This window comes from Lacticaseibacillus mingshuiensis (genome assembly GCF_016861785.1).
In the GTDB taxonomy this organism is placed as follows: Bacteria; Bacillota; Bacilli; order Lactobacillales; family Lactobacillaceae; genus Lacticaseibacillus; species Lacticaseibacillus mingshuiensis.
Genome location: NZ_BOLS01000022.1, coordinates 26,820 through 38,485 on the forward strand (window position 1 = coordinate 26,820; position 11,666 = coordinate 38,485).

The 11,666-nt window shown below is 53.3% G+C and carries 8 protein-coding genes and 1 pseudogene; all 9 read right to left on the reverse strand.

Translation table 11 applies throughout. The annotated features are described in order from the left end of the window. Nucleotides 1-5 precede the first annotated feature (5 nt). The gene (locus tag JUE67_RS11415) at nt 6-1,118 is read right to left on the reverse strand and encodes a class C sortase (RefSeq protein WP_203637166.1); all 1,113 of its coding nucleotides are present in this window, start codon (nt 1,116-1,118) and stop codon (nt 6-8) included. Between the two features lie 81 nt (nt 1,119-1,199). Next, a complete protein-coding gene (locus JUE67_RS11420; RefSeq protein ID WP_203628408.1) occupies nt 1,200-2,282 on the reverse strand; it encodes a pilin N-terminal domain-containing protein in 1,083 nt (360 codons plus the stop codon). A 35-nt stretch (nt 2,283-2,317) separates the two neighbouring features. Beyond that, nucleotides 2,318-3,832 carry a SpaH/EbpB family LPXTG-anchored major pilin gene (locus JUE67_RS11425; protein ID WP_203628407.1) on the reverse strand — a complete coding sequence of 505 codons (1,515 nt, stop codon included), beginning with the start codon at nt 3,830-3,832 and terminating at the stop codon, nt 2,318-2,320. Continuing rightward, a complete protein-coding gene (locus JUE67_RS11430) occupies nt 3,825-6,863 on the reverse strand; it encodes a SpaA isopeptide-forming pilin-related protein (protein ID WP_203628406.1) in 3,039 nt (1,012 codons plus the stop codon). Before JUE67_RS11430 ends, JUE67_RS11425 begins: the two co-directional genes overlap by 8 nt. Before the next feature lie 575 nt (nt 6,864-7,438). Continuing rightward, on the reverse strand, nt 7,439-7,777 hold the full coding sequence (locus tag JUE67_RS11435; protein ID WP_203628405.1) for a hypothetical protein: 339 nt from the start codon (nt 7,775-7,777) through the stop codon (nt 7,439-7,441). Then, entirely contained in the window at nt 7,774-8,448 is a 675-nt protein-coding gene (locus JUE67_RS11440) for a hypothetical protein (RefSeq protein WP_203628404.1), read from the reverse strand. Before JUE67_RS11440 ends, JUE67_RS11435 begins: the two co-directional genes overlap by 4 nt. 192 nt (nt 8,449-8,640) lie before the next feature. Further along, the gene (locus tag JUE67_RS11445; RefSeq protein ID WP_203637167.1) at nt 8,641-9,774 is read right to left on the reverse strand and encodes a site-specific integrase; all 1,134 of its coding nucleotides are present in this window, start codon (nt 9,772-9,774) and stop codon (nt 8,641-8,643) included. Then, nucleotides 9,771-10,013: a DUF3173 family protein gene (locus JUE67_RS11450; protein WP_203628402.1), complete on the reverse strand. Its 243-nt coding sequence runs from the start codon at nt 10,011-10,013 to the stop codon at nt 9,771-9,773. The genes JUE67_RS11445 and JUE67_RS11450 overlap by 4 nt, the downstream gene beginning before the upstream one ends. 99 nt (nt 10,014-10,112) lie before the next feature. Next, nucleotides 10,113-11,399 (reverse strand): annotated as a pseudogene (locus JUE67_RS12750) (replication initiation factor domain-containing protein). Nucleotides 11,400-11,666: the final 267 nt, after the last annotated feature.

Here is an 11,666-nt window from a genome sequence, read left to right on the forward strand (position 1 = left end):
CTTCGCTAATGACGGCGCCGCTTCAGGGTCAACTGTTTGTCGTGCCAATGCTTGACGTAAGCCTTCAGCGGACCGGCCGTCACGCCAGCCGGCACCTCGACGCGGTACGTTCCGCCGCGCAGAGTGGTGCTGGCCACGCCATCCGGGCCGGTCGTCAGCGTCGCCACGTGCTTGCGCCGGCGCCGGACAACGACCGAAACGCCGGCCAGTGCGGCACCGTCTGCAGCCAGGGCCGTGACGCGCAGTTCATAGCGCTTGCCCGCCACGAGCAGACCACGCAGCAGCAGCCAGATCACGCCGAGCACCAAGACCCCCGCCAAGAGCCAGGCCGCCAGCTTCAGTTTGTTCCAGCGCTCTGCCCAATTTGCGGCCGCCTTATCCGCTTTGGTGTAGGCCACCCGCCGCCCTGTGACCAGCAGGCGGTGCGAGTTGATCATGTAAGGCGTGCACGTCATCAATGTTACTAGATCCTGCCCCGGCTCGACCTTGAGCGAGCCGATATCGCTGGGGTCAATCGTCTGCCGCTTGAAGACCTGATAGGCCAGCGTTTTGTCACCGATCTTGATGAAAAATTTGGCGCCATTTTTCAGTTCCGGCAGGCGGGTGAACAGCTCGGCATTGGGAATGCCGCGATGCGCGGAGATCACCGCATGCGTATTTTTCCCGCCGGTCGGATAGCTCGTGCCGTCCAGCAGGCAGGCGCCGAATTGCAGCAGCCAATCCGTGGTCCGGGAAAAAACAGGCAGCGACACGCCGATCGACGGAATCGTGAGCTGGGCGATCGTGTCGGTCGTCAGCGTCTGTTGGTTGCGCTTGGCGCTGGTCTTTGCGGTGCCTTGCGCATTGACGGCCGTGTTGAACGCCGCCACGCCAGGCGCCGCGCCAGTTTTTGCCAGCGCCGCATTTTTAGCTTGATACTGTTTGTACTCGCGCTTCAAGGCCGCCGTATTCTTTTTCGTTTCGCGGACCTGATAGGCGTCGATCACTTGCTGATTTTTGTACGAGACATACGCATCCGACACGAAAGGATACGCCAGCACGCCAATGCCGACAACGATCAGGAGCAAAAGGATGATGTCGATCAACCCGATCGGCTTTTTCGCTTTCTTCTTCGCCATCACGTGCCTCCTTCTCAGCGTCTCGTCTCAATATCAAAAAGGAGAAGCGGCCGGCTCCTCCTTTTGCAACTGCGGGAAAAATTAGGCTGCGCGCCGCTTGTTGTAAGCCACGCCGCCAAGTGCGATCAGCGCCACACCCAGCACAACAAAGGCCACGATGCCGGCGCCACCGGTATGCGGGAGAATGCCTTCTGGGGTATCGGTAACGGTCGTTGCGTTATCGCCTGGCTTGACTGAAGCGTCCGCAGCCGCTTTGCCATCGATCGCCGCATCCTTGTTGTAGCCGTTTGGTGCCGCAACTTCTTCGATCGTGTAGGACTTGTCAGGATCAAGGCCCGTCAGCACATCATCGACCGTAGCTTCTGGATTCGCCTCGAAGCCGAATTCACCTTTGTCGTTGGAAACAAAGGTCGTTGCCTGGTCCTTTGATCCCCAGGAAACATCGGAAGCGCCAGATGGCAAGTCGGTCAGCTCGGCATTTTCAGAACCCTTGATGGACGCATAGAGGTCGCCTTGCTTGATGAAAAACTTCGCGCCGGCCAAAGCGGTCGCCGTGTTCGTCTCATCGACCTTGGTGAACTTCAACTTGTAGGTCTTGTCGACTTGTTCCTTAGGATAAACATACGCCACGCCATCGGAAGCCGGCTCCTTCACAGGTAGGGAAAGCACGAAATCAAAGGACGTCTTGTAGCCAGCCGGTGTCTTTGTTTCGCGGAAAAGATAGACAGCAGACTGACCATTTGAGGATTCAGGCAAGTCGAAGGTGACCTGGCCATTCTTAGTCGTGTCGCTTTGGACTGACTTTAAATCTGTGAGGTCAAATACCGTGGTCTTACCGTTATCATCCGCCTGATTAGCATCCGCGGCAGTCAACGTACCATCCTTGATCTTGCTCCAATACTGGGCCGTCACATCATACACGGAATATTCCGCACCATCGACACGGGCATTATTCGCCTTGTCCGCTGTTGCCGGCAACGTGTCGACAGGGACGGGATTGCCAGTCGGCTGATTGCTGGCCGATACATACTTGGTCAGCGTCACCTTCTGTGTCTCGCCGTCCGCTTTGACCGTTGTTGCGTTGAGCCCATTGGCCGCCAGAGGCAGTGCCAACAGGGCCGCACCGATCACGATCAGTGCTTTCTTTACAAGTGAATTCTTCATAATAATTGGTTCCCCCAAAATAGTTTTTTAACTAGTTAGTTAACTGATCTCCGGTTCCGATAACGAAGCGCCAGCACCAGTGCGATCACCACGACCCCGATGGCCGAAAGCCAAGAGGCCCAGGCGCTGCCGGTGTGCGGCAGGTAATCCCACAATCTTGGTGTTGGGTGGTGCGGTTGCGTGGGTGACACCGGTTTGTCCGGCGTCGTGGGTGAGGCGACATTCACGACCTTGTATGGATCCGTTTGGCCGCGCGTGTACTCCCCGGCTACGATCTGAAACGCGATGGCCTTGGTGTTTCGCACATAGCCAGCCGGCGCCCTGACTTCCACCAGCGAATAATGACCAGCGGCCAAGCCTTGAATGGCAAAACGCCCATCTTTTCCCGACGTCAGGGTAGCCAGGCCCGCCGCTTTGTACGACGTGGCGATCGGCGCGGACACATTTTTCCATGCCCAGCCGTCCTTGGCCTTGATCAGGTAGGCACCCTGATCGTTCTTCACCACGAAGATGGCGCCGGCCAGTGGTTGCTCAGACTTCGCATCGACCTTGATGAACCGCTTGCCGCCGGTGACATCGACCGTATAATCCTGTTGCGGGTCATCGCCGCCCGGATAGACGATCGCACGGTTGACCAGCAGCTCATCAGCCGGGGTGCCGGCCTTGATCGCCATGTCATAAGTGACGGTGATCGTTTTGCCGGCATCCCCCGTCAGCTGGGTAACATCAAAGGCCAGCGAAAAACTGTGCGGCGTGGCATCGCGGACCTGATACAAGCCCGCGCTCGCCGCAACCGGCTGTCCGTCGATCGCCACATGAATGCCGCCATGGCGGACAAGCTCGGCATTGGCGCTATCCGAAATGGCAAACGTTTTGAGCGCGCCGATATCCGCCGGCACCGTCACCGCGATCTTGTACGGAATAGTCTCCCCATACGCGAAGTTGGTGCGGTTGGCCGTGACGGTTTTGGCGATCGTCGTTTCGCCGCCGCTCACCACATTCTTTGGAAACAGGTCGATCTGCGACTGGATCTGGCCGTCTGCCACCAGCGGCAACACGACGACCAGGTTTTGGCTCTGCCCATCAATGCCGGCGGGCGTGCCAGTTTCCTTGAACAGATAAACCGCGTACTGCCCATTTTCGCGGAGCGTGAGGCCAGCGAAGCGTGCTTCACCCGAGCCAGCCGTTTGGTGACTGACCACCGCTTGGCGCGAAAAATCGGCCTGCGTATTCGCAAAATGGGCCTGCGCCGCCGTCACATCATGGCCATCTGCGACATATGTCCAAAAATCGGTCGTGATGTCATACACAGTGAAAGTCACGCCATTCAGCGGGCGCGCGGACTGGCCAAAATCGGGAATGGCCGCACCGTCATTGGCCTGTTTGTCCGGCAACGTCTCGTCGAAGAGCAGCTTGTGCAGGACGATATCGACGGTCGTGGGCGCTTGTGTCTGAGCCGCGGCGGTCGCTTGCGCCGGGCTGAGCGCGACCCCAAGCAACATCAGGAACGCGGCGACCACTGCAAGAAGTGCTTTCCATCGCTTACTCATGGCGCACCTCCCGGCGAAAAGCCGCAACGATCAAGATCAGGAACCCGGCCAGCGCGAACATCGCCAAGGCCATGACCAGGTACCGCGACACGCCACCGCCGCCGGTATGCGGCAAAATGGTCTGCGGCATGTTGGTGATGGTGGCGATGCCATCTGTTTTAGCCAGATCCTGCGCCGTTTTGTCACCCGGCGCATAGAACTCGACCGTGCCGTCCAGCTTGACCTTGATCGTGTACGAGCCGGTACCGCGCAAATATCCCGTTGGCGCCGCGGTTTCCGTCAACGTATACGTGTGTCCAGCCTGAAGCCCCATGGCCGTCATATTCCATTTCTGGCCGGCCACATTTTCCGACTTCAGGACGGCAGGGGCGGCATCGCTCGTCGTATCCTGGAGGCTGAACTGAGCGCCAGTCAACTGCGTCTTGTGGTTCCAATGATCCACTTTGTTGAGGTGAAAAATGACCGTCGTGCGCTTATCTGTGAAGGCGTACGTCATCGTTGTTGAGGCGTCGGCATCGACTGTCAGTGCCGGATCCTGAGACGCATTACCAAATGAGATCTCTCTTGGCGTCGCATCGACGTCATATCCATCCGGTGCCGTCTTTTCAACCAGCTCATAAGTCGTGCCGCGGTCAAGCGCTTGGGAAAATTGAACGTGGCCATTCGCATCAGTTGGCGCGGAGGTGATCGCTTTGTCCGGCTGGCCCTTCGGATACAAGGTGAAGATCGCCCCGGCCAGCGGTTTGCCTGTCGCCTCATCCTGCTTCAAAACGTTGAGTTGCCACGATGGCGTATCGGTTTTAATGAAGTGAAGAACATTGCCAGCCGTCGACTCGCCACTACTTGAAACGTAAAACGAATCCTTGTCATATATGCTTGGTGTCTGAGTTGGGAGTGCAGATGGGACCCATTTCTTGTCTGCATTTTGACTCAGCTGTTGCCACTGATAATCAGTTGTTAGTTCAAATCGCGCAGGCGTGGCATCGAGCGAATAGCCAGTCGGCGCAACTGTTTCGGTGATCTCATAGACGCCTGGGGCCAGCGGCTGGGTCTGGTTTGCATCGGTGATCGTTGCGACTGGTGTTTTCGTCTCGGACCCATCTTCGGCTGTCGTGATCTGATCGAGCTTGAATGTCGCGCCAGCCAGCGGGGTGTCCCCAGCCTTGGCGCCGGTGGCAACTTTCCTGACGTCGATCACGTGTTGTGTATTTGTGAGCGTAACTTGTGGATCAGTCGTAGACGTGAAATCAAGGTCGCCGTTTCCATCGAGATCCCCAGTCAGGGTCGTACTGAATTCTTTCCCGGTTGACTGGCCATTGACCGTCGCCCCAACCTCTTTGACAACATACTTTGCAGTCGGCGAGAGCTTCGTAAACGTAGCCGTGAAATCGTTCGCCGCATTCAACGTGACCGGATCGCCAACGGGTTGGTCCTTCGTTTGCGATGTCCCGTCTGCGACTTGGTAGAGTTGAACCGTCGCCTCGGCGTTTTGCTGATCAGCGGGGTCACCTAAGTGCCAGACCTTCTTCACCGTTGCCTGAGCGAACTGCGTATTTTCGACCGTGCCGGTGTTTTCACCAGTGTAAGCCGAGAAGTTAAGGTCCCACCGGTGATTCGTATCGCCGCTGACCGCCACTGTGCGGCCAATGATTGAGCCAAAGACATGGGCACTTTGAACAACGAGATTCGCATCCGGGGCGAGAATCGACCCATAAAACGTATCATTACAGATCGAGATGGTCTGGCCATCTTTGTAGCCATAAAAATTCCAGAGAATCTTCGCCCTGTTGAAGTCTTTCAGATCAGCGTCAGTGAGGCCCTCAAACGAGATATTGCCGGCATCCCCGGCGCTGATCTTGCTACCATCGTAATTTGAAAAATCGACATTGATAATGATCGGCCGTGAGTTGGAATCGTCAAAGTTGATCCCCGAGAAGTTGATGGCGCTCTTCGCTTCACCCTTTTCGCCAGCCAGTTGCTCCCACGTCAAGTTGACATAGGCGGCATCTGGCATGACGCCAGTGGTGAATTCATCGCTTGGTGCGGCATTGACGGCGTAGTTATAGTCAGCCGCCTGCTGGTCCCGCGGGAGTTCAACGAAGTAATACGTGCCCGGCGCGCTGACCGAGATATTGAGCTGACCATTTTTATCTGTGGTCAGGACATTTTTATCCAGCCGATTATTTTGACTGTCAAAGACAGTGACCTTTGAAATATCGACCGGGGTCAGTTGGCCGTCATCATCTTTTTGAACGAGCTGGAATTTGACGCCCGAGGTGATCGGCTGACCATTCTCATCGACCTTTGTCAGTTGCAGTGGGTACATGAGCGGCCATTGCGAGTTATCGGCTTCGGGATCTACGTCGATGTCTAGTTCATTGTCGTTTGTCTTCTGGTATGTTTTCCCTTTGCCAGCAAAGAGGTTGGAGACGGTCTCTAATTGCTGGAAAGTCTGATCAAGATCGATGAAGGGCTGATCAGCTGACTCCTGCGAGACATCACCGATATGCAGCGCGTCCATCTTCTTGCCATCCAGAGTAAGGGTCGTCTCACCTTGATTTTGACTAGCCAGACCCACAGTGGTGTCTGCCCCTACGACGACTTGCTTAGAAGCAGAGCCGAACGCCGACGCTGAAAAACCATTGATATCATCGATCGTCTGAAAATAATTGACATCGGTGCCCTTACCTGTTGTCGCGTTCACAGGCAACGGGCCAAGGTCGTCGGCAGTGTGCCAATCACTCGTTGCAGCGAGATCCTTTGTCGCCACATTACCGTCCTGGCTAGACCCCAACGTGACCTTATCGCGGCCAACAAGCGAAAAATGTTGGGCCGCGCCAAGGATGTCGTATTGTGTCGATGGATAGGTCTCGGCATACGTGCCTGCCGGTTGCGCGAGTGCCGAACCATCAGCCTTCGCCGTTTTCGCCGCGGGCATCACAAGTACCTGCCCGAGCAAAACAACGGACACGCATAAGATCCGGGTCAGCCGCATTACTATATTTGTATGACGATCCTTTGTCTCTGTCATATTGATCCTCATCGCTGGGTCCGCCATCAAACCACTGGTTCCCAGTTTCTGACATAATAAAAAGCCCCCGTCTCCGGAGGCTCACGTGAAGATAACAGCGCAAAGGGCCGCAAAAAAGATGGCCGAGATCACCATCCGTCGCTACACCCCAAAAAAGCCTGTTGCACCGTTAAAAAGTCTTCCCCCAAAGACTATTAACCCGCCCAATATATCATCTAAAAATCACAGACGCAAGACACTTACTTATATTTCATAATTAAAGAACATTGAGATTATTAACACGTTTTTGAATTCGGTTATGGTTTGGGCACGACCGAAATCGACTAGGAATCGACTGCACATCGGTCCCACGTTAGAACGGTCGCAAAGTATTTCATATAAAGAAACAATTGTTTTTGTTTCTTATTACTGAATAAAATTTTTTCGCATAGTTCAGTGCTTGGGTCTCTCCGAAATGGCCGATGCGGCGCGTTTTTAGTTAGGCCGTATACAAAACGGTCCCCCAAATGTCCGTCTGCATAAAAAAAGCGGTTCGCATCAAAATTGACACGAACCGCTTATCATTGATGTGTGACCTAGTCGTCGGCGTTTTTATACCCGATCTGATTCGGCACGATATACAGCGACTTCATCGCCTTGTTCGCAGACACGCCTTCCTGCTTCGCAAACGACAGGAGAAGATCCACATACTTTTGAATCTGAGCCTTGGAAAACAGCGGAATGCCGTCTTTTGGATCGTTGCTCCAGGTCAGCGTGAGCGAATCATCGTCTTCCTCTTCAACATCGGCAATGTATTTGATTCGGCCCTCATTTGGCAACTTGAGGCCGATGCTGGCTGTCGTAAACAGTGCCGGCTTGGCCTCGGCCGGAATCGTATCAAAATCTTGATAAGTGTTAAAGGCAACGTATCTCATTCGGCGTCCTCCCGTAATTGAATGCTCAGCTGCATGGCGCCCACGCCGTCCCCATTTTCCAGGCGGCCAAATTCGACGACACAGGGGAAGTTGTTCATCTGATAGGCGAGGTCCGACCATTCGAGCAACTCGTCAGGCAGCGCCCAGAATGTCGGCTGATCAGGCCCGGCCACGGTCATTCCAGCATAAGCCTGACCCGTGTCGCTATCGACGTAATGCCCCGCGGCCAGGACGGTGAACTGGCGCTTGGCCCAGTCCGCCTCGTCGAGGTTGAAAACACGATTGTTGTCGCGGGCGATCTGGCGCTCCGCCCCAAATCGGTCGTAGTCGACCAATACATCGCCGACTGCATAAGTGACCTCGCGCCCTTCGATGACATCTGGGTCAACTTTTTCGGTCACGATCTCAAAATAATGGCGAACGATCTGAAACGCCTCGATCGTGATCGAATAAAACAGCGGGATGCTAGACCGGTCCGGGTGACGAAGGACCGCCTGAAACAGTCGCGTCTCCAGCTGGACATCATTGGTGATATCCGTGACCAGCGACACGGCCTCGTCCGGATCATCGGTCAATTGGACACTGAAAGACTCCATGGTGTCTGTTTTATAACTTTGAAGATAGCGCCCATCTTTTTTGGAGCGAAACCACGCGCGATATAACTGTGTCATTTGTCTCCCCCTATCAGCTTTCATGCATCAATATAGTTATATTTTACCGCTATGAAAGGCGCGTGCAAGGGACTTGGGACCCAGATGTGGCATTATTTCCCGGGAACAATGGCGCATCTCGCACCCGTCCCGTGGTATCAATGTTTCTAGCACCACCGATTTTACGGTGGCACAGTTTTGACCCTTTTCAAATTATTTTGGCTTATCGGGCACCTCCTTGGAGAATATCCCGTTGAGCTTTTTTGCGACTTCAAAGTTACTGTTGGGATAGAGATGACCGTAAGTGCCAAGCGTCGTTTCGATGTCCTCATGCCCCAGACGTTCCTTGATCTGGAGTGGGTTTTCACCGAGGCTGATCAACAGCGACACATGCGAGTGGCGGAGACCGTGAACTGTAATTCGCTGAACCTTAGCGAGCGTACTGTACGTGTCCACAATATCAATGAATTGACCGTCAGAGCACGGAATCCCATCACGTGAGAATACCCACTCGGAATTCACCATCGCCGCTTGTGCGGCCTGCCACGCGCCTAAGCACGCAACGGTATCGTCATCAAGCGCCACGGTACGACGACTAGCGGCAGTCTTTGGCGCTGGCGTCTCAAACCAGTTGCGGTTGTGATAGTCCATCGTCTTATTGACGTTCACAGTCTTAGCTTTGAGATCAACGTCTGTCCACTTTAACGCCCGTGCTTCACCGCTACGCAAGCCAGACATAAACATAAACCACAACATCGTGTGCTCAAAGTGTTTCTCGTAAGTGTCAGTGCCAGTTTGGGCAATCACCTTTTGGAAGTCGGCTTGCGTCCAGAAATGGATCTTCGCTTTCTTCTTCTTGATGAGGCCAACGATCCGTACTGGATTCTCGGTGATGATACCTAGCGCCTTGGCACGTTCAAGCACTTGGCCTAACATAATGTTGATGGTACGCGCATAGGATTGCTTACAGTCTTTGAGTACGCTGACTTGCCAATGTTGAACATCAATCGGCCGAATTTGGTCAATGATGATGTCGTTGAACCTAGTCAGGTACTCGCTGTTCATCAAGACTAGCCGCTGACGGTAGGTGCGTGGCTTTACTTGGGTTTTGTACCAAGGCTTGAACACGTCTTCCATAAAGTCGCCAAACTTAGTCTGCTTGATGTCCTCATCATCGGCGATCCCCGCCGCCAACATTGCAACTCTTGCTTTTTTCGCCTCCGTTTTCGTTTTGAAGCCGCTGGCACGCTTTTGAATTCGCTTGCCAGTCCGTTTGTCAGTTCCTAAGCTTACGCGGAAGCTGAAAGTGCCGTCCGCTTGTTTTGTAATTGGGTCTTTCGTAGTCAAGATAGTTCCTCCTTAACTGCGGAAAGGCCACTTGGTGCACCCTCAAGTTGGCCTAGTTTCAAGCCTAATACTGCGTCTACTGCTTCCACCGGAACACGGTCTACGCCTTTCTTACCGTACCATCCAAAGCCTTGTTTGAGCAACTGTTCTTTGGTCAATTTGACGATACGGCTTGCTTGCGATGGACTGTATCCCAGCTTCACTAAATCAGCCCGTGTCAGGGTCAGATATGCTGGCATAAAATTCTCCTTTTTCAGATTGGAGATCGCCGTGATTTGCTGACCATGATATACTTAGCTTGTCTAGGGCAAAGTTTCGGGTCAGCGCGGCAATCGCGTTCATTCGTTGCTTTGTTTTTCTTTTGCTTCAAAATCGTCTAGGTAGGCGCCACAGTTGCCATTTTGATAATGCTGGATCAAATCAACTTGCCGTGGACTTAGTTTGCCAGCGTCAATAATTTCATCAAGCGTGTGCGTTCCTAACATCTCATCTAAAATCACGATCAGTTTCAGCGAGGAACTCACTTGCTTCTTGAGCCAGCCAACAGTTGTCGTAAAGTCGAAGGGTTGCGGGTCAACGGTTAGGGATAACTTATCCCGATTAGCACCAATAAAGGTTGCCCATCGTGGGTCAATCGGCCAGCTTTGCTTACTCTTGCTTTTGGTAGGGGTGAGAAAGCAAATATAATGGTTGATGATGCCGAAGATAACTTTTTCAGGGTCGCGAGTTGACAGTAATGCATCAATACCTGAATCAGCCCGTTCATCAGTTAGCCGCACTTCAAAACGATTCTTAATGGGTTGTTCTTCAATCGGTAACTTGTCTTCCAATAATACGTTTTGCTTTTGCCACTGCTCAAAGTCCTTTTCATAAATCACCATGTGGACACCACTTTGGCGCGAGCCTAACTCTAAGGTATTTCCCTCCTTGTGGTCACGATCCTAGCGATGAATTTTGCCACCTTTGAAACGCGAACGGTATTCGTCGTTTCGATACTTCTCAATCAATTCTGGAATGTCGAGGACGCCATGACGGTCATTGATAGCGAGGTCAATTCGCTTGAAGCGACCATGCAATTCTTGGCAAGCTATGAAGACGTCATACCACGAGCGTTTTTGCCCGCTAAGGTAGTTCTCCAGATAGCGACAGCCTTTTCCGCTCAACTCAATCATCGTGCCTTTGTCCCGTTTTAGCCACGCTTCTTCTGATTCACCGTGACGGCGTTCTGGCTGTTGTGAGAGCATCACCGTTAGCTCACCACAGATCAGCTTATGCGTGTAGCCGTAAAACGCCCAGTCCTCATGATAGAAGTGTTCTGGCCTAATCTGAAATATCTTTTGAATGATGTTTCCGGCATCGTGTGATTTAAAGGTGACGCGGAAGTAGTCGATACAGCAATCTAGGTTGTTCCGTTTGGTCAGTACGCGCATTGCGGTCGTTAATTTGGCCTTAGCTTGCGCTGTGAGCTGTTTTCGGCCTCTGATTAAGGCGTTGATGTACTCGCGACGATATCCCGTTGTATCGGCTAATTGTTGCTGTGTGATGCCATAGGCATCTTTGAATTCTTCCAGCTCGTCTAACCACGAGTAGTTTTGTGGATTAACAAGCGTTAAATCCTTTTGCATTTTGTCATTCCTTTCGATGTGAACTAATCGGGTGCTAATTTTTCGTCATATTTCTGGCGAAACGCCGGTCTTACGCGGTTTATTTCTGCCTAGCAGGTTTATTCTGTCATACTATCGCCCCCCTATTAGATACTGGGGGCTGATGGCGGCCGGCTAACGCCGACCGCCGCCGCTCGCGCTAGCGGCTTTTGCGCTGCACGCCGCGCACGGCGGCAAGGCTACCTCCTTTCAAAAAGATTTGAGAACTTTTGCTCTCACCATATACAG

Excerpts from the sequence above, each read along its gene's own strand:
- JUE67_RS11430 (WP_203628406.1), bottom strand. The coding sequence starts at position 6,863 with ATGACAGAGACAAAGGATCGTCATACAAATATAGTAATGCGGCTGACC.
- JUE67_RS11425 (WP_203628407.1), bottom strand. The coding sequence starts at position 3,832 with ATGAGTAAGCGATGGAAAGCACTTCTTGCAGTGGTCGCCGCGTTCCTG.
- JUE67_RS11440 (WP_203628404.1), bottom strand. The coding sequence starts at position 8,448 with ATGACACAGTTATATCGCGCGTGGTTTCGCTCCAAAAAAGATGGGCGC.
- JUE67_RS11450 (WP_203628402.1), bottom strand. The coding sequence starts at position 10,013 with ATGCCAGCATATCTGACCCTGACACGGGCTGATTTAGTGAAGCTGGGA.
- JUE67_RS11435 (WP_203628405.1), bottom strand. The coding sequence starts at position 7,777 with ATGAGATACGTTGCCTTTAACACTTATCAAGATTTTGATACGATTCCG.
- JUE67_RS11415 (WP_203637166.1), bottom strand. The coding sequence starts at position 1,118 with ATGGCGAAGAAGAAAGCGAAAAAGCCGATCGGGTTGATCGACATCATC.
- JUE67_RS11420 (WP_203628408.1), bottom strand. The coding sequence starts at position 2,282 with ATGAAGAATTCACTTGTAAAGAAAGCACTGATCGTGATCGGTGCGGCC.